The following is a 22,025-nucleotide window of genomic DNA, read 5'->3' as shown; positions in this document are numbered from 1 at the left end:
ATGCCTTCTCATAATCTAGAATCGCTTTTGAAAGATCTTGGAGAGAAAATTGAACTTTCGCATTTAGAGCCTACAGGCAATAATAATATTACCCTTCTTTTAAAAGGCAATAATGAGGTGGTGTTGCAGAAGCATAACTCTCAGCCTTATCTGATCATTTCCTTCGAAATCCTTGAATTGCCTATCGGCCGCTTTCGTGAAAATATCTTTCGAGAAGCGCTTAAATTTAATCATCTAAACAAAGCTCATGAAGGCATATTTGCTTTTAGTAAAAAAACTCAAATGTTTTTTTTGTTTGATATGTTACCTTTTGATGAAATCTCCGGAGAGCAAGTGAACACAATTATGCAGAATTTATCAGAAAAAGTGACTCTTTGGAAAGAAGCTCTTAACCGCGGAGAAATTCCCACCATCGGTTTTTCTAGCTTAACTTCTCCAGGAGGAGCTGGTAGCTTTTTTGGCATACGGCCTTGATAGGCTGATATTTTTTTTAAGGGCAGGCAGGTAAGCTCTCTTCATCATTTCAAAGAGACTTTTGGCCAAGAAAATCTAAAAGCAAGCATAAAGCTGCTTATCTTATTTTGAAAATTAATGGCTAGGATGATTTAGCCATTTTTTTGTATTTATTCTTATATAGACTATCTATTAATTTGCAGGCATGACAATGATAACGCCCCAGCTTTGTAACTCGCTTTTGGCTACACCTTCAGCTCCCGGCTGGAAGGCGGTAGGCATAAAACAGCACCACGGAATTAATGTTCCCCTGTTTTCTTTACATACCAAAAATAGTGGGGGTATAGGCGAATTTCATGATTTAAAATGGGTGATTGATTGGTGCCATCAAGTTAATTTTAATGTGATCCAACTTCTTCCCCTCAATGATACGGGTCCCGAACCTAGCCCCTATAGCTCTATTTCAGCTTTTGCTTTAAATCCTTTACATATAAGTCTTTCTTCCCTTCCCGGTGTAGAAACTTATAAAGATTTAGCAGGCTTACTTGCTGAATTGCAATTACTCACAAAAAAACAGCGTGTGGATTACCCTACCCTCCATATTAAACGCGATCTTTTTTTACAGCTCTACTATCAATATACTTATGCCCATCAATCTCAATCGCCAGGCTACCTAAATTTTACTAAAGAAAATCCTTGGCTGCAGGGCTATGCTCTTTTTAAGGCATTAAAAGAAATTAGCAAGTGGCAACCTTTAGATAGCTGGCCTTCAGAACTTCAAGATCCTTGCCCAGCAGAAATAGAGCGGCTGCAAAAAAAATATGAGACCCCAATTTCCTATCATATATTCCTCCAATATCTTTGTTTTAAACAATTTGAAGAAGTACGAAAGTATGCTCAATCTAAGAACATCTTATTAAAAGGCGATATCCCTATCCTTATCAGCCGAGAAAGCGCCGATGTATGGCTTCATCGCAAACTTTTTATCATGGATCAAAATGCTGGTGCTCCCCCAGATATCTATAGTCAAGAAGGGCAAAATTGGCACTTTCCTCTTTACCATTGGCAGGAGATGGAAAAAGACCATTATACCTGGTGGCAAGAGCGTTTAAAGGTGGCTGGTCGCTTATATGATATTTTTCGCATTGATCATATTGTGGGCTTTTTTCGTATATGGGCCATACCGTTAGGTCAAGCTAGCGTTCAGGGAAAGTTTTTTCCTGAAGATGAAACACAATGGGCTCCTTTAGGTAAGAAAAATCTGACGATGATGCTAAAAAATTGCTCGATGCTACCCATTGGTGAAGACTTAGGAGCCGTCCCTTCGAAGGTAAGAGAATGCTTAAAAAACTTAGGGATTTGTGCTACAAAAGTTATGCGATGGGAGAGAAATTGGGAGGGAGATAAAAGCTTTATTGATATCCATGCCTATCCACCAGAAAGCATGACTACAGTTTCTACCCATGATTCAGAAACATTAAAACAGTGGTGGAAAAACCATCCCGAGGAAGCCCTTTATCTATGTCAAGCCAAAGGATGGAAGTATGAGCCTGATTTATCATTTGAGAAAAATCTAGCCATCCTTAAAGACAGCCATCGCTCTCCTAGCCTTTTTCATATTAATCTTCTCCATGAATACTTTTCCCTTTTTCCCTACATGGCATGGGATAAGCTCAGCGATGAGCGCATTAATGACCCTTCGGGGCAATCCAATAACAATTGGACCTATCGCTATCGACTTTGTTTTGAAGAGATTTATCATAATAGCGAATTAATAGCTCTTATGAAGAGCTTAGTTGAAGTTAACAATTAAATGAAAATGCGCCTGATTTTCTTTATCTTTTTTATTTTTTTCTATTCATCTTTGGGGGAAACAACAGAGCCTAGCCACCCTAAGATTAAAGCACTTTACAGTAGCTTAAATCCTCATTCGATTGCAGAACACCTTGCCTTCTATCAGCTTTATCCTCATAGCATAGAAGGCAAAAAAGCTTGCCATGAGGCATGGCAACTTCTTAATAAAAACAGTGGCAATGAAAAAGTCTCTTTATCCTCTTTACCCGATGTGAATTCTATCCTTCAAACGATCATTGCTTTAATTAACAAAGAACCTAATGAAGAGCTCCCTTCTCTTTCAGGGGCAGAGCTAAATGTGATAAATAAGCTCTGCAGCCAGCTAGACAATAGAAGGCTAAAAGGCTATAAGGCCACTTCAGAAGCAGATATTATCGCTTTGCCTTCCCAAGAGATTGATTTAGCACGAGGGATCTTTTTATCGCAGCTAGGTGAGGGACCGGCAGCCTTTTTACAAATTGATAGCTATGAAGCCCTGATAGATTTAATGGCTCTTCAAATATTAGCTCAAATTCCTACCCCTGCTACTCCTGAACAAATAATCAAAGCGATTAATCATTTTGTGTTTACCGAAATGGAGTTTCGTTTTCCTCCTCACTCTTTATATGCTAAAGATATAGATATTTATACATTTTTACCCGCTGTACTTGATTCTAGGAAAGGAGTCTGCTTAGGGGTTTCTATTCTTTACCTTAGCTTGGCCCAACGTCTTAGTTTACCCTTAGAGATGGTTACCCCACCTGGCCACATTTACGTCCGCTATCATCAAGGTGATAAAGTTATCAACATAGAAACAACGGCGCGAGGAGTTGATCTTGAAAGTGAAGAGTATTTGAGCCTCGACACATGCCAGCTGCAGTTGCGTGATCTTAAAGAAGTTATTGGCTTTGCTTATATCAACCAAGCTTCTGTATTTTTACAGGAAGAAAAATATGAGCAGTCCTTAGCCATTTATTTAAAAGCCCTTCCCTATTTACCTCACGATATCTTGCTAAAAGAGCTTTTGGGCTTTAATTATTTATTTGTAGGGAATCCTGAAAAGGCAATTGCTTTGCTAGAGGAAGTTAAAAATTATATTCCTATCTACACGATTAGCTCCAGTACTTTAGCAGAGGATTATCTTTTAGGGAACATAGACGCAGAAGGAATAAAAGCCATATTTATGCGAGTAGATGAAACAGCTGCCTCCATCCTCGAAAAACAAAGCCGACTAGCCCAAGCTATAAAAAAATATCCTCAGTTTCGAGCCGGAATGGCCGCTTTAGCTATCACATGGTTGCAGCTTCATCGCGAAGGAGAGGCACTTGAAATATTGGAGAAACATCATGCCCTTCAGCCCCTTGATCCTACTACCCACTATTACATGGCTGCACTCTATGCAGAAAGAATGGATTATAATAAAGCATGGAATCATCTAAAATTAGCAGAAAAAATTGCACATGGGCGTAATCATTTTCCACTTGCTTTAAAAGAGCTTAGATATAAAATTGCCTACTTATGCCCTGAATTTCTTGCGGATTAGATTGAAAGAAACTCAATACATGCTTGCAAGCTAACAGTAGTTAAAGCAATCCTATAGCTTAAAGATGAGTTAGCAAAATTTTAATGCTTACAGTGTGAAAGCAAGATGAAGAAAAAGCATTCTACATTTACTTCTGTTAGTTAAAATCCTTTTTTCTTAGAGGTAATAAAATTAAGAATGGATGACATTTGAATTCGTAATCTACATCTTAAAAGGATATAGCCGATGATAAAAAAAATCTCCCCCGCCCTTCTATTGATACTCATCATGACAGGTTTGGCTTTTTTTTACTTGGCTCCTCGCAAACAGTTTCTCCATTATCCCCAAAATACTATTTATCGTAGTCAAACGGTCCAGATCGCCGTACCTTCTTGCCCCTTGCAAGCCAACTCTTTGATAGTAGAATCTATATTTCCCGAAAAAAGTCTCTCTCAATGGACTAAAAGACAGCATGCTGAGTCTTATCATCTTCTGGAGAATACAGCTCAATTATGGAAAGATAATGAATTTATCGATAACTTTATGATTATTGCTACCATTCCTCCACGTATGCATGCGGATAATTTTTTCTGGGAAATTATTCCTTACACAAAAAAAAATTACAATTTATTTGAGCAGCTTTTAGTGCTAGGAAAGTTAACCTTTGATAGTCCCTGCCTTCCCAAAGCTGAACGTCAATCCATTAAAAGGAAATATCAAGACTATCTACCTTTCTTTTCCAAAAGTTATAGGCCTATTCCTGAAGACAACTTTTGCCCTCCGGTAGATGTCTTTTGCCAGCCAGAAATTATTACCAAGCAACTCCTCTACGAAGGCAAACATACTCATCTACTCTACAATCATGCCCCCATAGGAATAGGTGAAGAAAAACTTCATTTTATAATTATCCCTAAAGCTCATCGTACAAATTTTATGGAACTTACCTTGGAAGAATATGTAGAAGCTCAAGAGATTTCCTCTAAACTTATTTTATATTATAAGCAAAGAGGCTATCCTATTGTCTATATTTTTCATAAGTCAGGAAAGTATGCCGGGCAAACTGTACCTCATTGGCATGAGCACCTTATTTTTGCGCCGCGCCGCACCCATGAATTTATAGGAAAATTAATTGTCTTGCAAAAAATGCTTTTCCCTACCTCTCCTCTTAATGAGAAGAAATTTAAAAAGCTTGTTGATAAATATCGCCTACAAGTAAAAGAGGCTTTAAACTCTTTAAATGATAGGAATTACACTAAGGAATAGTTATGGCAAAGATTAAAATTTATACTAAAACCGGTGATAAAGGCGAAACATCATTATTTTCTGGCCAGCGTGTCCTTAAAGATGATCCTTTCATCGAAGCTTTAGGCTCTGTGGATGAATGCAATTCAGCGATTGGAACGGCTCTTTCCCTATTACCTAATGATCCACAATTACAGCTAACTAAAAAACAACTAGAAACCATTCAACATACTTTGTTTGATCTGGGAGCCGCCATCGCTACTCCCCTCAGTCAGGCTTCAGCAAGTAAAGTTGAGCGCACACGTTTTGATCAGGAAGGCATTGAATTTTTAGAGAAATGGATTGATCTAATGGAAGAGCAACTCCCCCAACTTCATACTTTCATCCTTCCTGGCGGCCATCCTGCCGGCGCTTTTTTACATCTAGCACGCAGCATTTGCCGCCGCGCCGAAAGGGATGTGATCCCTCTTAGCAGAAAAGCCGATATCTCAAAAAACGTTACCATTTATCTTAATCGCTTGTCAGATTATCTCTTTGTGTGCTCCCGATATGTCAATCATCTTTGTAAGCAACCGGAGACCTTCTGGACTATGCATAAACATTCTTCCCTTCTTGAAAGCTAAAGGAAAAGTGATCACCTCTAGAGGAGGTTATCTCTTGAAAGCTTAAATAAATTTAATAGAAAAAGACTCTTACATCGCTTATGAATTTTTCCTTTCAGGGCAACGCCTATTACCTATAGATAAAAAATGTGCTTAATCACACTCTCCTATATTTTTTGCAATGAATCAAAGCGTTTTATCCATTCATACAGTCTTAAGAAGTGCTTAATAGCGTTGAACTATCGCTTCTACAAAAAGGTATTAGCTGGGGTCTTTCGAAAGAATACTTATATCATTTTTTAAAGCTTTTTTCTCAAGTTTTTGAAGATGCTTAAAATATTTCTTAATACACACCATGATTTCATACCGAACCTTTCTTTCAGGGGTAGAATTTTTATTTGGCAAAAATTTACATTTTTGCTTGGCAAAATCTTTGACATCTAAAGAAGAGTCTAACAATGGCGAGTCTCCCTCTTGTTGGCGCTTTTTATCTAGCTTAAGCAGTTTTTTAGTAGCAAGGAAGTTACCCACTTCTATAGCGTGATATATAAAAGGAAGAGTTCCAGCTACATGAAGGTCAGCTCCTTTTGCTAATAGAAGCTTAATAATTTCAGGATAAAACCGTTTCTTACCGATAGTATAATGGAGAGGAGTTTTCCATTTCTTATCTATGACATTTATATCCGCCCCATAATCAAGTAAGCGAGACGTAATCCCCATTAGACCTCGCTTTGTTGCTAGATGAAGAGGAGTAGATCCTCTTTTACTGTTACAATCGCTTACTTGCGCATCTGCTCCTTTGGAGAGAAGGTAATGCACTAATTCTTCCTGACGAGAACACACGGCTTCACTTAAAAAACTCTTTTGTTCCTTAAAGAAAGCACAAAGAATCGACGAATTTTTAGCTTCTATAATTTGCTTGACTCGTTTGATCTGCCCCTGACGGCAAAACCACTGCAGGGTAGAAACATGCGGGTCTTTTCTTTCATCAATAAAAATTGGAAGGCTCTCATCTCTAGATAATTGGGTAAACTTTTTACACACTAGTCTTAGTTGGCGCATTTCCTCAGCACTTAGATAACGTAAGATAGCGAGAAACAATTCATCGGGCCAAGATTCAAATGGGCTTGCCTCCAGAGAGTATTTTTCACGAAGAACAGTAGATACAGAGATAGCCGAATTATTTTTTATTGGATGCATAAGGTTAATCTCCTGAATTCCTGCTTCCCTAATAAAAAAGAGGGTTGTGGTTCAATAGTAAGCGATCACGGAATATAAAAGGCTTTTTAGATATCAGAAGGTATAGGTTGCTTGGTACGAGCTGCATGGATAGCGTCTGCTAGAAAATCTAGAATAGATTTTCCTTATCGATAAAGAGTTTCGGTACAGCTAGGCAGCACCTCCCTTCATCTTTTGCCATAGGTAGGCTGGCTACCTAGGCATAACTTACATGCAATGACTAGATTTCTTAAAGATTTTTGGGCGGCATTATGGAGCATAGGAATAGCAGGATGTTCCAAGTAGCACGGAAGTGTGTGATCTGCTTCAAAAGCTTATGGCAAAATCTCTGCAATTTCTTTGCATTAGTTATAACCGAACTCAACCTGCTTTTATCACTTATAGGATCAGAAAAAGTTTTCCTGTTTTTATGCCAAACAGGGCTCTTGCCATCTGCCATACGATTTGAGTAATTCCACCAACTTGTCATCAGCTTCAGCGAAAGGAATATTTTTTTGGACACATTCTTTGCCTACATATAGATCGATCATTCCCGCCTTAGATCCTACATATCCGAAGTCAGCATCAGCCATCTCCCCTGGGCCATTGACAATGCAGCCCATAATAGCAATCTTTACTCCAGGCAGATGTGAAGTTCGCTCGCGTATCCTTTTAGTCACTTCCTGGAGATCGAATAAAGTTCTGCCACAGCTGGGACAGGAGATAAAGTCGGTCTTAACCATGCGCATACGAGCCGCTTGCAAGATACTAAAACTTAAATGACGCAAATAATTAATATCATGAGGGACATCCAGCCATATTCCTTCTCCAAGTCCATCGCAAAAAAGAGCCCCATATTCCATCGAAGATTGAATCACCAGATCTTCTTGGCTGCCGCTATAGTGAAAATTAAGGATGACGGGAATACCGATCTGGTTTTGCTTTAGCCAATCAAAAAAGCGTCGTGCTTTAAAAACGCGAGAAGAAGAGGGACGAAATATAATCAAGGAAGGCTGTAAAGAAGGAATAGCTTCCCATTCGTCAGGAGATTCATCACTAAGGGCTAGTGCCCAAGAAGCTTGAGAGTTTAACAAAAACTTATGCTGATTAACATATTGACGAGCTTCTATCAGATTCAATAAAGGTACTGCTCCTTCTTGAGAATGAGAAGAAAAAATGCTTATTCCTATTTCTTGTAAAGGTTGCAGCACTTGCTTATAAAAGTGACCATCCGGAATAACAAGACCATCTACTGAAGAGATTTTAGGTTGAGGCCGTCCCAACTGCACTTCGCAACCTAGATGCTGATAAAACAAGGCATCTTCTTGATTGTTTTTAGATGCTGAGACCCAAACTGTGCCATCTTTATGCATGCCGACGTGCTTTGGATAAGTAATTGCACGCCTTTCAATATTCTGGAAATCTCGGCAGTGCTCTTCAAAGATTAGCTCATTTTGTTGAGAATATTCTTGAGTAAATTTAATTAAACGTCTGCAAGGGTCAATCTCATGCCAGGGATCCTCCGTCAAAGACACCCGAATAGTATCTCCAATTCCATCTAACAGTAAACTCCCAATTCCCATGGCAGATTTTATCCTTCCATCTTCCCCTTCGCCAGCTTCTGTAACCCCTAGGTGTAAAGGATAGTCCCACCCTAATCTATACATCTCTGCTACAAGTAAGCGATAAGCCAAAATCATGACCTGAGGATTAGAAGATTTCATAGAAAATATAAAATCATGGTAGTCATTTTTACGACAGATTCGTGCAAACTCTAGAGCAGACTCTACCATTCCTGCAGGCGTATCTCCATACCGGTTCATAATCCTATCGGAAAGAGAGCCATGATTAGTTCCGATGCGCATCGCGCGCTTCAATCTTTTACATTTTTCTACTAAAGGGGTAAATTTTTCTTCAATTTTCAGTAATTCTTGAGCATACGAATAGTCATCATAATCGATCACTTTAAAGCTTGCTCTTTTATCGACAAAATTGCCCGGATTGATACGCACCTTATCAACGAAATCTATCACCCGCATAGCAGCGGGAGGAAAAAAATGGATATCTGCCACAAGCGGGATCGAATATCCTTTTTGAAGCAAGCCATTTTTTATGGCCTCGCAGCTGTCAGCTTCTTTCATACCTTGTACAGTCACACGAGCAATTTCACAGCCAGCATCGGCTAAACGCATAATTTGCTGGGTTGTCGCTTCAGCATCCCTTGTATTGGAAGTCGTCATAGACTGAATGCGAATAGGATTGTTACCCCCCACTCCTACAGGGCCAACCATCACCTCACGTGTCGGGCGTCTTTTCAGCTGTGCAATGGATTCGCAGTATTTCATGAAATATACTCACTATAAAATTTCCTTTAAGCCATGAATTCTATCTTGATAATCCTAATATTGCAAGCAATCCTTCAAGAGGATAAGGATAACCCTTAAAAGCTCTTTACTCTTTTATTATTAGCTTTAAAAATTGAAATAAAATTGGCTCTTCGGAGGTTTAGGTGGTAAAACATTTCTTTAAGGAGAAAAATAGTTAAATAAACCTTTTACCCGTAAACCTCCGAAGAGCCAATCAATTATCTATTTTTAGAAAACGTACAATCCATCTATTAAAAGTAAATACCAAGGCAAAAGCAGGGATAGAGATAAAAGAGCAAACCACTGAGATAGGAATTATAAGATAAAAATGCTTAATAAAATCTTTGTACAATTTTCCTGTAAGTTAAACTGCTTATATCTTAAGCTGCTTTATTGATTTCAAATAGGATTATTTTTAAAATGTAATCTACAAAAATTGATAAGCAAAGGGTTGCCATGCGAACAAATTTTTTATCTAACACCTGCCGATTTATCGTTAATAAGAGCGACTATTTGCCTTTTGTTAGTACTCTAACTAATTTAGCCTATATCTTTCAAAAAGCTGTTGTTTTACCTATCAAGCAAAAAGAGAGTATGCCTAAAAGCTCCTACTATAGTCACCTTAGTCAAAAAAGCTTTGGGCGCTGTATAATCTTGTTGCTCCCTGTATTAGGAAATATAATCGTTGGAATTTATGACTTTGCTCATAGAAAAAGTTACAATAAAAATACCGCGATAGAGCCAACCCAGTATAATGATGGCCCATCTACCCCTGCCAATCAACTGCTTAAAAATGATATAAAAATAAATCTTACCACTAAAGAGCAAAACGATTCGGATCTTGAGCATACTAACGAGGCTCCACTGTTTGGAAAAGTGTTTTATCAGGCGTGCCTTGAACTTGTCCAGAAAGATGGGTTGGTCCTTAAGTATACTCCTACGTTTCGCAATCATAAAGAATTCGTTCTTACTGCTGTACGGCAAAATGGTCTGGCCCTAGATTATGCTAGCCAAGAACTTCAAAACGATCGAGAGGTGGTGCTTACCGCTATTCAACAAAATGCTTCAGCCGTTCGGTATGCTAGCCAAGAGCTTCAAAATGATCCGATAATTATTGCCCTAGCTACAAGCAAATAAACTTACAAAAAGCTAAAGGCATCGCTTAAGTACGAAATCTCTTCCTAAAAAATCCTCTTAATAACCTGGGGAGGAAAAACTTTATTGTAAGCAATGCCGGAAGCTTAGCCATTTGGACCAGGTCGAAAGCAAAGAAACATTCTTAGGCTAAAAGTTTATTGGCTATTAGCATACAAGGCTTTTATAAATAAAAAGATTTTGCCTCTCCCTTTTATATCTCGTGGCCGCTTACTATTTTTAGGTATCTACTTAAGAGAGCGACTAGAGGTGATTTTTTCTTTCTTACAAAGAGATAGCTTCTCTCGTAAGCTTTTTGCTCGTTTGAAACAAACCAAGGAAATTACTAAAGGGATAAATGCAATCCTCCCATGCTTCTCATGTAAAGGGGCTAACAAAAAATAGCAAATCAAGAGAAGTAAGTCTTAAACGCAAATGTTTTTCATATTGACAAATGCCTACGTTATCCTTAAATTGATACTTCCTATCTTACAAGCGGAGAGTTGAAATGGCACAAAATTTCACAGAAGCCGTCATAAAAGCGTTAGAAGAAGCTTTCAAAATTGCTCAGCAACATAACAATACAGAAGCCACTGAAAATAATCTGCTTAAAGCTTTTTTAGATGATCCGCAAGGTTATTTCACTTCTATTCTTACGACTCTTAATACAAAGCCACAGGTATTAATAGAAGAAGTGCAGCGTGCTATCGAGCAACAGCCTACTTATGCAGGCTCCCCTCAACCTCCACAAACCGCCCGTAACTTACAGATGCGCATTGCTGATGCTCAGAACATAGCTAAGCAAATGAATGATACTTATACCAGTAGTGATCATTTTTTACTTTCTTATTGGAAAAATGGTGGAGAACCTTTTAACTCTTGGAAACAAGCTACAGGCATTTCTTTGAAAAATGTTGAGGAACAAATTAAAAAAATTCGAGGAGCGAGACATATGGATTCGCCTAACGCAGAAGCAAGTTTACAAACCTTGGAAAAATATTGTAAAAATCTTACTCAGCTTGCTAGCCAGGGCAAATTAGACCCTGTCATTGGCCGTGATGAAGAAATCCGACGTACTATGCAAGTCTTAAGTCGCCGCACTAAAAACAATCCCATGCTAATTGGGGACCCAGGAGTTGGAAAAACAGCAATAGCCGAAGGGCTAGCTCAAAGAATTATTTCCCAAGATGTGCCCGAATCCCTCAAAAATAAGCAGTTGTTAGCCCTCGATATGGGTAGTTTAATTGCGGGTACCAAGTATCGAGGTGAATTTGAAGAACGTTTAAAAGGCATCTTAACTGACATTGAAAATAGTGAAGGGCGCATCATCTTATTCATTGATGAAGTTCACACTCTGGTGGGAGCTGGTGCTACAGAAGGGTCGATGGATGCTGCTAACCTATTGAAACCCGCTCTTGCGCGCGGGACTCTCCATTGCATTGGAGCAACGACTCTTAATGAGTACCAAAAGTATATTGAAAAGGATGCCGCCTTGGAACGCCGCTTCCAGCCTGTCATGGTTCAAGAGCCTACTTTAGAAGATTCTATTGCTATATTAAGAGGCCTACGCGAACGTTTTGAAATCTTTCATGGCGTACGTATTACTGAATCAGCTATTCATGCTGCAGTGTTCTTATCCTATCGTTATATTACTGATAGACGCCTACCTGATAAAGCTATCGATTTGATCGATGAAGCTGCTAGTATGATTCGCATGCAAATTGGAAGCCGGCCGTTACCTATTGATCGTAAAGAACGGGAGCTAAGTAGTTTAATTGTAGAACAAGAAGCTTTGCGACGTGAAAACAGTCCCTCTTCTAAAGAGGAAGCTGATAAGCTTGAAGCTAGAATTGCTCAAATCAAAGAAGAGTTAGCAGTTTTAAGAGATCAATGGAATCATGAGAAGAAACTTATAGAAGAAGTACAAAAGAAGAAAAATGAGCTTGAGCAGCTGCGATTTTATGCCGAAGAATTAGAACGCAAAGCTGATTATAATAAAGTAGCTGAAATACGTTATAGCACGCTCCCTAAGGTGGAGGCAGAAATTACTGCTATTCAAAGTAAGCTCAATGAAAAAGTGGCTCGCTTACTCCAGGAAGAGGTAGATGAAAATTTAATCGCCCATATTGTTTCCAAATGGACCGGTATTCCTGTCAGTAAAATGCTAGAAGGAGAAGCCGAAAAGCTTCTTAAATTAGAAGAAGTGCTAGCAAAGCGCGTCGTAGGTCAAGAGCTTGCCGTCACTGCCGTCAGCGAAGCTATCCGACGTTCTCGCTCAGGCTTAAGTGATCCAGGGCGCCCTGTAGGTGTATTTCTATTCCTAGGCCCTACAGGGGTAGGAAAAACGGAGTTAGCTAAAGCGCTTGCCGAACAACTTTTTGATCAAGAAGATGCTATTATTCGCTTGGATATGTCTGAATATATGGAGAAGCATAGCATAGCTAGAATGATAGGCTCTCCTCCTGGATATGTGGGATATGAGGAAGGAGGGCAATTAACAGAAGCTATACGTAGGCGTCCTTACGCAGTGGTTTTATTTGATGAGATTGAAAAAGCCCATTCTGATGTCTTTAACCTTCTTTTGCAAATCTTTGATGAGGGCCGCATTACAGATAGCAAAGGAAGAACAATTAACTGTAAAAATGCTATTTTTATTATGACTTCCAACATTGGCTCGGATTTGCTATTAGAAAAGCTTGAGAAAAATCAAACGGGATTATCTAAAGAGCAAATTTTATCTATTTTACAGCCTGTAATAAAAACTTATTTTCGACCAGAATTTATTAACCGCTTAGATGATATCCTTCCCTTTCTGCCTTTGCAAGAAAAAGACATGGAAAAAATTGTCGCTCTTCAACTTAAACAGCTAGCTAAACGTTTAAAAGACCGCGATGTTAATTTAGAATGGACTCCAGAAGTTTTAAGTCATCTTTCTCGCGAAGGGTATGATCCTTTATTTGGGGCAAGACCCTTAAAACGCTATATTCAAACAGAAGTGATCAACATGCTTTCTAAAGCTATTCTTGAAGGCAGGATTCCTTCGAAAAGTTCTATTGAATTATATATGGAAAAAGACAAGATTGTGTTTAGAATAAAAGAAGGCCCTAAACCTTAAGGAAAAGAGCAAAGGTCAAACACCGACCTTTGAGCTCTTTTGCTCATCAGAATCTTAAGGTTCTTTGTACCTAGTGAATTCTTGCATCCAGCGGTTATTAACAGATTCACCAGTAAGGAGAAAATACATTAATATCAGCCCTATCCCGTAACTGAGATGGAAAATGCCCACAAAACAACCTAGCGTAAAGACTAGCATTTTCTTAAAACATCTCCAGGCAAAAGAGGCTTGTTTATTCACCCCAACAGATTGACGCAACAATATCAAAGAAATTGCCCCTATGCACAATGTCATGATTAAAGCTAAAATTGAGCCCAACGCCATCACTAATGTGGCTAAAAAGGCTAGCATTCTTAGATAAGAGGGATAATTTCCTTGGGACAAAGATTGAACGGATTCAAATATCTCCCCCGGATTTTGGCTTGATTCGAAACTAACTTTCTCAGCATCCTCTGCTGAAGAAGAATTTATATCCAAGAAAACATATTCGGTAATCTTTCCCTCACTGTCTTCTTTTAAAGGCTCGCTATCTCTAGCTTCTCCTCTTATATCTGATTTCTCTTTATTGTTTGACATCGACATACTTTTTATAACTAATTTTATTAAATCCATTGAGAGCAGCAATGCGATAGCCTTCCGCATAAGTAGGGTAATTAAAGACCTGATCAATAAAATAATCTATTTTTGCATTAAAACTCATGGCCACTTGACCGATATGGATGACTTCTGTAGCACTTCGTCCAATAATATGGACACCCAAGATTTCTAGTGTCTCGGCATGAAAAAGGATTTTAAACATTCCGGTATTACTTCCTACAATATGGCTGCGGGCGATCTCATAATAATAAGCTCTTCCTACTTCATAGCGAAAGCCCATCTCTCGCAACTCATCTTCATTATAGCCGCAACTTGAAATTTCAGGTATAGTATAAATACCGATAGGGTAAAGATTAGGGAATAAACGATGATGCACGCCAAAAGCATGGCGCGCTGCTAGACGTCCTTGCTCCATACTAGTCGAAGCTAAGCAAGGCCCGCCAATCACATCTCCTACGGCATAAATATTAGGTCGTTCTGTTTGAAATAGCGCATTGACAGGAATATACCCTTTGTTATTAACGCTTAAGCCCGCGTTTTCAATATGTAAGCCATCCACATAGGCGCTCCGTCCTAGCGCAAAAAGTAGCGCATCTGCTGATATCTCTGTACCATCCTTGCATTTTACATAAGCTTTATCATTAATACGAGCAATTTGAGCAGCCTCTTTATTTCCTAGAAAACGTAATCCCAAGTCCTTCAAGCAAGTTTGTAAAATAATGCCAATCTCGGGATCTAAAGAAGGTAAGATATGGTCTTTTTTATCAATGACTGTAACCTCGGTTCCTAAAGCAGCGAAAAAGCTTGCATATTCTGAGCCAATAATTCCTCCTCCTAATACAATGAGGCTGGAAGGAACTTTTTCTATCCCTAAAAGACGCGTTGAATCAAAAATAACATCATTATCGAAAGGTATATTATTAGGATTTCTCGGCTTGGAGCCGGTAGCGATAACAACAAACTCAGTGTTAATTTGATGAAGTAGCCGATAATCATCATCCATAACAATCAACATGTGAGGATTTTCAAAACGTGCTGTTCCATAAATAAGACGAATGCCATTTTTTCTTAATTGCCGATAAACAGTGCTTCTTTCTTCTTCAATCACTTTATGTAGCCGTTGGTTCAGTTGAGGAATAGAAACCTCTTGTAAGGCAAATTCCCCGCTATTAAATCCTCTCTCATAAAAGCGGGTTAAATCAATAATTGCTTCTCTAAGAGATTTAGATGGAATGGTACCTGAATACAGGCAGTTTCCTCCCGGTTCGGGTAATTTATCAATTACAATTACTTTTTTACCTAATTTGGCTCCTTGAATTGCTGCTTTTTGCCCTGCTGGGCCTGCGCCAATGACCACTAAATCGACTGTCATTTCTTCCATTCAAAAACTCGCATTGTTTAATAGGTTGGTAGGATAATGAGATATGCCTTGTAATGATTAGACTTTATCTAGGCGAGATATATTACAAGAATGCAAGTTTGTCAAATATAAATTTTAATGATAAGATAAAGCTAGCAAGTCATAACAAAAAATGAGTGGTCTTATGCCTAAAACTAATTTTACTAAAGTGGAAGAGTCTTTAATCCAAGGACTTGACAAATTAAACATAAAAAAAATCATCGACTCTACCTCCAAGGATATTAACGAAAAAAGAGCGTTAGATGAAATCCGTATTAATAAAAGAAAAACTGCTATCTATATGATCTCTGAACTTAAACGTCTTCATAAAAATGATGAACGTATTTATCTAAAACTTGGCACTAATCTTTCCCATATAAAAAAAATGTTAGAACATCCTTTAAAGCTGAATGCAGAAGAATGGGGAAACGTATTAAAGTTGCTAGATAAAATTGAGGCCTACAAAAGAGCATTTGCTCAAACTATAAAAGAAGTGAACAACGAAGAAATGGTAGAAAAAGAAAGAAAAAAGCAGAGCGATAAGCGCTTTAATATTCAAGAAAAGTGGCTTCCTATCGACTGAAATTTCTAATTGTATTTTCTAGGGTCTCCTTTATTATATTTTTCCTTGCTTATAACCCCTATAAATGCTAATATCCTCTTTTCAAATAATTACGCTTCATCGGAGTTACAGTTATGTCAAAAATCTGTACTGTTACAGGAAAAAAACCCGCCCGTGGTTATAAGTACACAATCAGAGGGATTGCTAAAAAGAAAAAAGGGATTGGCCTTAAGGTTACTGGTAAAACTAAGCGACGTTTTCAACCCAATCTTGTTTCTAAACGTATATGGTTCGGCGATGAAAAACGCTTTGTGACTTTACGCTTATCTACACAAGCTTTAAGAACTATTGATAAGGTGGGTGTCAGTACGATTATACGCCGCTTAAGAGCTCAAGGTCACACAGTTTAAAAAAAAGAGTGTAAGTTAAAGTTATTCTACAAACTTACACTCCTTGTAATTTTTTAATACTTATATGCCCCCCCTATTCCTCCTTCCAGCTTCTTCTCTAAGATTGATTAGGCAGTTGTTCCTTAATTGTTTTAAATCCAAAGAAAAAGATTTACCACCTTTTATCAGTCTTACTCATTTTTAATAGTTAGCTTTAGCTTAAAAGCAAGCAAAGCTACCCGCACGACTTTTGCAAGCTACTTACTGTACGTTTATAGTGCTATTTTTTAAGCATGATGGTGTTCTTTTGTATGTAAAGCCCATCCATTAGGTAAAAAACAAAAACTCCTAACTTTTAAAAGAGCGAAAAAAGTTAAGTTTCTCCTTAGCCATGCGGTTAGAATAATCCTTTTTAAACTCGAAGGATACAATCTAAAAAATTTAGCTCTTAAAAGCTAGCTCTTTTCTTGAAAGTAGGTTTTTTATTAAGTATATGTTTACCTATAAAAACCTTTTCAAAAGGATAGCATGCTTGATTTATCTACAGCTAGCTAGCCATCCACTTTTAAATTTAAAAGGAGAGCCTAGCTAACAACCGCACCAGGTGAAATATCTTGAATAGAAAGAAGTTCTAGTTTTTTCTCATCAGAGGCTGCTAAAAGCATTCCTTGGCTAACAGTTCCCATTAAAGTGGCAGGCTTTAAATTAGCCACTACGATAACTTTCTTCCCAATTAATGCTTGCGGTTGATATTGTTGGCTGATCCCTGAAACTATCGAGCGAGTCTCAAAGCCAAGATCTACTTCTAGCAACAATAATTTTTTACTTTTAGGCAGGCTCTTTGCATCTTTGATTACTCCTACGCGTAAATCTAACTTCTGCAGCGCTTCAATATCTACCATTTCTTTTAAAGGAGCGTAAACCATCTGAGAAGGATGATCTTTCTTTGCTTGCTCAGCTAGCGTCTGAAGATGATTGAGCTCCTTCTCAATCTGTTCATCTTCTACTTTTTTAAATAGTATCTGTGGCGTTTGAAGTTGCTGATGAGCAGGAATAGATGTATTTAAAATTTGAACCCAATTCCCCTTCTCTAATTGAGAAACATAGCCTAGAAGCTTCCACACTTTATCGGCTGACTCGGGAATGATAGGAGAAGAAATAAGTGCTAAGCATTTTAGACACTCTAAACAACAGGCGATAGTGGTAGCTACCGCATGCTTACTATCAGGGTTTTTTGCTTCCTTCCAAGGTTTTTTAGCATCGAAATAGACATTTCCTAGCTGGGCTAATTCCATAATTAATTGGCTAGCCCGGCGAACTTTAAAGGTTTCATAGCAGCAAGCGGCTTCATTGGCAAGTTTATTAATATTAAGTAAAAATTCTTCATCAATTGGCTCTAGAGCTTGCACGGCAGGCATCTGCCCTTCGCAATGATTTTTAGCAAATACTAAAACGCGATTGACCAAATTTCCATACTTACCTAGCAAGTCCGTATTGCAGCGCGACTGAAAATCTTTCCAAGTAAATTCCGCATCTGATGTTTCAGGAGCATTAGCTGCTAGAGTATAACGAATTTGATCTGTCGTATAATGATGAAAAAATTCTTCCAAATCAATAAACCATCCATCCGATTTGCTAAACTGCCTCCCCTCTAAATTTAAAAATTCATTGGCTGGGAGCTCATCGACTAGTTTAAAAGGTTGATTTTGCCCCATGGTCATAGCGGGAAATATAGCGGCATGAAAAGGGATATTATCCTTACCCAGAAAATGAACCAGTTTAGTATTAGGGTCACACCAATAAGATTTCCATAATTCAGGATCGCCTTCTTTTTGAGCCCATTCTACGCTTGCCGATATATATCCAATAGGAGCATCAAACCAGACATATAAAGCCTTTTGCTCCGCTTCTGGTAAAGGAATAGGAATCCCCCAGCTCATATCGCGCGTAATAGCACGCGGGCGTAAATCCTCTATATAGCTTTTGATAAAATTTACAACATTTGGCTTCCAATGCTTGGTCTCCATCCATCTCAAGAGTCTCTCTTTAAACTTATCAAGGAGTAAAAACCAATGCTTGGTAGGGCGAAGGACTAAAGGTGCCTCTGACAGCTGAGAACGAGGATTAATAAGATCTGTAGCTTCGTAGCTAGCGCCACATTTGGGACATTCGTCACCTCGCGCCTGCGCAAATCCGCATTTAGGGCACGTTCCCACGACATATCGATCGGCTAAAAATCGCTTATCTGCTTCAGAATATAGCTGGTCAGTAACTCTTTCTTCAATATATCCATTGGCCAGCAAGTCTAAAAAATACTGTTGAACTAAGGGCTGATGGCCTTCCCATGTAGTCCTGGAGTAATTATCAAAAGACACATTTAATTTTTTGAAAAATTCTCGATTAATCGTGTGATAAATATCTACATGTTCTTTAGGAGACCGGCCTGCTTTTTCAGCACCGATCGTGATAGCAATCCCATACTCATCTGAACCACACACATACAAAACATCATTTTGCATTAGGCGTTGAAAACGCGCATAGACATCTCCAGGTAGATAAGCACCAGCAATGTGGCCAAAATGGAGCGGCCCATTAGCATAAGGGAGAGCAGAAGTAATGAGTATTTTTTTTTGCATGAGATTATAATATTTCCTATTCAGTCAATTTTCCAAGCTAAGGATACATCTATTCAGAAAGCACTTTTTGGTTTTTGAACCACTAATACTTCTAGATTAGTTAAAGGAACGATTTTCCATCCTAACAATATCTTCTTTTCCATATCCACATATAAAGGGCCAGGAACAGCTTGGGTATAAAACTTTTCCGCCTTACTAGGTGCAGCCTCGGGACTAGAATATTCAGTCTGAAAACCCTCTAATGAAGAATGAGCTGAGCGAATAACTTCTTGTTGATAAATAGATAAGCTTCCCCAGGATACATAATGGCCTGGATAACGCTTGTTAAGAAAGCTCCAATCCACTTTAATTGCCCCATACCAGGTGATAGCATTAGAGAAAACCCGCCTTGTTTCTCTACATAAAGCCGCTTTTTCTAAGTTAAACATGCGATTATCATATTGGTGCATTTCAAAAAGAAAACGTAAAACGCGCTCTTTGCTCTCGTAAGACAGATCTGAAGCACGTCTTAAAGGCACCTTCCCATAAGGACTGTGGCTGGGTGCTTGATTTATTACTTTATATCCAATAATGCCAGTTATTGCAGCAAACATAAGAGTCAATAAGATGGCTACACATAAATAAATAATGTAAGCATAATCAGCAGTAGGATATGTCTCCAGCATTTTCTTTCCTCATCATGCCGCTTAATCGACGAGAATTTTACGAGCTCTTTTTCTCTCTGGAGCTCCTTTAGAAGAGCTTCCTGCGTCTTTTTCTCCTAAATAATGCCGAGTAACCTCTTTCTCCTCCTGCTTCTTATTTTCAAGAGCGACTGGTTCAAGGTGATCTTTGCCCGCAACGATTTCTTCTAAGATCTGTAAGGCTCTATTTTGTGTGTCTGATTTTACACGTGGATCTCGCCCCGTTAAAATCATATTTTCAGCTAAAGAAATGGCATAGCCTACCATCTCAAACTGATTTTTAAATTTCTTTTTTAAGGCTTCATTGGTGATATTTTTTTGTATCATTTATAAACTTCCCTTTCTGTAAATTTAATATATGCGATGCATTTCAGCTACAATTATACTTTTTAAAGCTTCGTAAGCTACATCCAATTGCTCATTAATAATTTTGTAGTCATATTTCTTTCCTTGCTCTATTTCTCTGCTTACACAGGATAAACGCTCTTCGATCACGCTAAGAGATTCTGTTTGACGCGCTAGCAAGCGCTTTCTTAACTCTTCAAGGGAAGGGGGTGCTAAGAAAATAAAAGTTCCTTGAATTTTATCTTTTAGTTTAAGCCCGCCTTGTGTATCGATAACCAGGACAATATGGTAACCTTTTTGCTGCTGTTCTTCAATCCAAACACGTGAGGTTCCATAATAGAAGCCATAAAGCTCTACGTACTCCAGAAACTCCCCTGCTTTAATCTTAGCTTCAAAATCATTTTTATCAATGAAATTGTAGTCTACACCATCTGTCTCTCCTACACGAGGCTTTCTTGTCGTGTAAGAAATACTGGGTTTTACATTCGATAGTTCTTGAACCAGTCTTTTAACTAAAGTCGTTTTACCTGTGCCTGTAGGAGCGCTAATAATAAATATTCGCCCTGTATATTGCTTGCTACTCGACATTTTGAATAATCTCACGGATCCTTTCCAGTAGACTTTTGATTTCTACGACCCGCCGTGAAACCTCTAGTTCGGAAGATTTTGCTCCAATCGTATTAATCTCTCTATTCAACTCTTGAAGAATAAACTCCAGCTTCTTCGCTACAGCTTCCTTTTGCGAAGATAAGACATCCTTAAATTGCTTAAGATGAGCTTGAAAAAGAGTAATTTCTTCACTGATGTCAATCCTTTCTGCATAAATTCCTATCTCCCGTAAAAGCCGTTCTTCATCTTCTCTTGGTCCTATGGAAAATTCTTTTAAACGCTCGGCTAGTTTCTCTCGATAACGCTTAGTCGCCTGAGGTGCATAGTGGGCAATTTGCTCAATATCTTGATGTAAAGTCTCTAAGCATTGAGAAATATCAATAAATATAGGGCGGCCTCCGTGTAGCTTCATTTCCACAAAGCTTTGCATAGCTTTCTCAAAAGCTGTACTTAGAGCTTCTCGATAAAGCTCTTCATCCTCCATCTGCTCGTCAAATAGCAGGATGCTAGGTTGCTCAGCCAACATTTTCAAGGTTAGCTCGTGCATTACAGGAAGCTTTAAAGTAAAAGCTAAATCCTCGGCAGCCTTTTGAATCTTTAGGGCTAGAGGGAGATTGGCTACTACATTTAAAGGAGTCGTCTGATTAAACACTACGGAAAACTTAACAGTTATCTGCCCTCTTCCTATTCGCGCAGAAATCCATTTTTTTATTTCAGCATCAAAACGCATTAACTCTTTTGGGAGTAATACATTTATTTCTAAATGCTTACGATTAACCGATTGAATTTCTGCGGTAAATCTTCCTAGTGCTGTCTCTATAGCACCCCGGCCATAAGCCGTCATACTTCTTAACATTTAAAAAAGCTTAAATTTATTAATAAGGGCGCATTTTATCAAAAATTTGCATAAAAATATAGCTTAATCTCTGGCATGTAGAAATTTGGAAGATTGCCTTTATCCTCAGAGGGGTGTAATTAAAAGTGTTGGCAAGATAAGGAAGGATTAATACATACTGAAAGCTTAGCAAAAGGAGGTTGCATATGCTTAACGAAGAAGAAGTTAATAATGTAGTAAATCGCTTAAAGAATCATCCCAACTTATTAGAATCCATTAGAGAATTATTAGATATTACCGAAGGAATTAAAGGAATTGAAGTGGCGGATGATGCTGAATTTGCTCTTATTCCCGAAGTTAGGGGTTTAGGGAAAAAATGCCTTGAGGATTGGGCAGAGCATCAAGTAAATGAACAAGAAGCTAAGGCTCGGGAAATGAAATTAAGGCAACGCTCAAAAAAAAACTAAGTTGGCATACAACATTTG

At 38.4% G+C, this 22,025-nt stretch carries 19 protein-coding genes; 10 read left to right on the top strand and 9 right to left on the bottom strand.

The window, feature by feature from the left end; translation table 11 throughout:
• The 5 genes from TY21_RS03265 (at position 1) to TY21_RS03245 (ending at position 5,673) form a co-directional block, all read left to right on the top strand.
• On the top strand, positions 1-474 hold the full coding sequence (locus TY21_RS03265) for a CesT family type III secretion system chaperone (RefSeq protein WP_158623012.1): 474 nt from the start codon (positions 1-3) through the stop codon (positions 472-474).
• Positions 475-664: 190 nt separating this feature from the next.
• A complete protein-coding gene (locus tag TY21_RS03260) occupies positions 665-2,266 on the top strand; it encodes a 4-alpha-glucanotransferase (protein ID WP_042240392.1) in 1,602 nt (533 codons plus the stop codon).
• Positions 2,267-3,829 (top strand): transglutaminase family protein, encoded by a 1,563-nt coding sequence (locus TY21_RS03255; protein ID WP_232044396.1) that lies wholly within the window; start codon positions 2,267-2,269, stop codon positions 3,827-3,829.
• A 225-nt stretch (positions 3,830-4,054) separates the two neighbouring features.
• Positions 4,055-5,071 (top strand): HIT family protein, encoded by a 1,017-nt coding sequence (locus TY21_RS03250; protein WP_052354492.1) that lies wholly within the window; start codon positions 4,055-4,057, stop codon positions 5,069-5,071.
• Between the two features lie 11 nt (positions 5,072-5,082).
• Positions 5,083-5,673 (top strand): cob(I)yrinic acid a,c-diamide adenosyltransferase, encoded by a 591-nt coding sequence (locus TY21_RS03245; protein ID WP_042240408.1) that lies wholly within the window; start codon positions 5,083-5,085, stop codon positions 5,671-5,673.
• Positions 5,674-5,913: 240 nt separating this feature from the next.
• Here TY21_RS03245 and TY21_RS03240 read toward each other — a convergent pair whose 3' ends face one another.
• Complete coding sequence (locus TY21_RS03240; RefSeq protein ID WP_042240389.1) at positions 5,914-6,852, bottom strand: ankyrin repeat domain-containing protein; 939 nt, start codon at positions 6,850-6,852, stop codon at positions 5,914-5,916.
• Positions 6,853-7,298: 446 nt separating this feature from the next.
• The gene (ispG, locus tag TY21_RS03235; protein WP_042240386.1) at positions 7,299-9,215 is read right to left on the bottom strand and encodes a (E)-4-hydroxy-3-methylbut-2-enyl-diphosphate synthase; all 1,917 of its coding nucleotides are present in this window, start codon (positions 9,213-9,215) and stop codon (positions 7,299-7,301) included.
• A gap of 615 nt (positions 9,216-9,830) precedes the next feature.
• Between ispG and TY21_RS03230 the strand changes: the two genes are divergently transcribed.
• Both TY21_RS03230 and TY21_RS03225 read left to right on the top strand, forming a co-directional pair.
• Positions 9,831-10,373: a DUF4116 domain-containing protein gene (locus TY21_RS03230; RefSeq protein WP_158623011.1), complete on the top strand. Its 543-nt coding sequence runs from the start codon at positions 9,831-9,833 to the stop codon at positions 10,371-10,373.
• 505 nt (positions 10,374-10,878) lie between these two features.
• Positions 10,879-13,485 carry an ATP-dependent Clp protease ATP-binding subunit gene (locus TY21_RS03225; protein WP_042240377.1) on the top strand — a complete coding sequence of 869 codons (2,607 nt, stop codon included), beginning with the start codon at positions 10,879-10,881 and terminating at the stop codon, positions 13,483-13,485.
• Positions 13,486-13,539: 54 nt separating this feature from the next.
• Here TY21_RS03225 and TY21_RS03220 read toward each other — a convergent pair whose 3' ends face one another.
• Together TY21_RS03220 and sthA are read right to left on the bottom strand one after the other, a co-directional pair.
• Positions 13,540-14,061 (bottom strand): hypothetical protein, encoded by a 522-nt coding sequence (locus tag TY21_RS03220; RefSeq protein WP_042240374.1) that lies wholly within the window; start codon positions 14,059-14,061, stop codon positions 13,540-13,542.
• Positions 14,048-15,454, bottom strand: a complete 1,407-nt coding sequence (gene sthA, locus TY21_RS03215; protein WP_232044394.1) for a Si-specific NAD(P)(+) transhydrogenase — start codon at positions 15,452-15,454, stop codon at positions 14,048-14,050. The genes TY21_RS03220 and sthA overlap by 14 nt, the downstream gene beginning before the upstream one ends.
• A 172-nt stretch (positions 15,455-15,626) precedes the next feature.
• On the opposite strand from sthA, the gene TY21_RS03210 reads away from it, so the two are divergent.
• Together TY21_RS03210 and rpmB are read left to right on the top strand one after the other, a co-directional pair.
• Complete coding sequence (locus TY21_RS03210) at positions 15,627-16,064, top strand: hypothetical protein (protein WP_042240368.1); 438 nt, start codon at positions 15,627-15,629, stop codon at positions 16,062-16,064.
• 113 nt (positions 16,065-16,177) lie between these two features.
• Positions 16,178-16,453 carry a 50S ribosomal protein L28 gene (gene rpmB / locus TY21_RS03205; protein WP_039385022.1) on the top strand — a complete coding sequence of 92 codons (276 nt, stop codon included), beginning with the start codon at positions 16,178-16,180 and terminating at the stop codon, positions 16,451-16,453.
• A 563-nt stretch (positions 16,454-17,016) separates the two neighbouring features.
• Here the strand turns inward: rpmB and metG are convergent.
• From metG to TY21_RS03180, 5 genes are read right to left on the bottom strand one after another with little or no spacing between them, the layout of a single operon-like run.
• Positions 17,017-19,068, bottom strand: coding sequence for a methionine--tRNA ligase (gene metG, locus TY21_RS03200; RefSeq protein WP_042240365.1), 2,052 nt, complete (start codon positions 19,066-19,068; stop codon positions 17,017-17,019).
• A 53-nt stretch (positions 19,069-19,121) separates the two neighbouring features.
• Positions 19,122-19,733, bottom strand: a complete 612-nt coding sequence (locus tag TY21_RS03195) for a hypothetical protein (protein ID WP_052354491.1) — start codon at positions 19,731-19,733, stop codon at positions 19,122-19,124.
• A gap of 21 nt (positions 19,734-19,754) precedes the next feature.
• Entirely contained in the window at positions 19,755-20,078 is a 324-nt protein-coding gene (locus tag TY21_RS03190) for a hypothetical protein (protein ID WP_052243922.1), read from the bottom strand.
• A gap of 24 nt (positions 20,079-20,102) precedes the next feature.
• Complete coding sequence (gene gmk / locus TY21_RS03185) at positions 20,103-20,684, bottom strand: guanylate kinase (protein WP_042240363.1); 582 nt, start codon at positions 20,682-20,684, stop codon at positions 20,103-20,105.
• Complete coding sequence (locus TY21_RS03180) at positions 20,674-21,561, bottom strand: YicC/YloC family endoribonuclease (protein ID WP_042240361.1); 888 nt, start codon at positions 21,559-21,561, stop codon at positions 20,674-20,676. The genes gmk and TY21_RS03180 overlap by 11 nt, the downstream gene beginning before the upstream one ends.
• 185 nt (positions 21,562-21,746) lie before the next feature.
• Between TY21_RS03180 and TY21_RS03175 the strand changes: the two genes are divergently transcribed.
• Positions 21,747-22,007 carry a hypothetical protein gene (locus TY21_RS03175; protein WP_042240358.1) on the top strand — a complete coding sequence of 87 codons (261 nt, stop codon included), beginning with the start codon at positions 21,747-21,749 and terminating at the stop codon, positions 22,005-22,007.
• The last annotated feature ends 18 nt before the right edge of the window (positions 22,008-22,025 follow it).

Source organism: Neochlamydia sp. S13, assembly GCF_000648235.2.
In the GTDB taxonomy this organism is placed as follows: Bacteria; Chlamydiota; Chlamydiia; order Chlamydiales; family Parachlamydiaceae; genus Neochlamydia.
The sequence above is the reverse complement of the archived record's forward strand: the minus strand, read 5'-3'. Positions and strand labels throughout refer to the sequence as shown.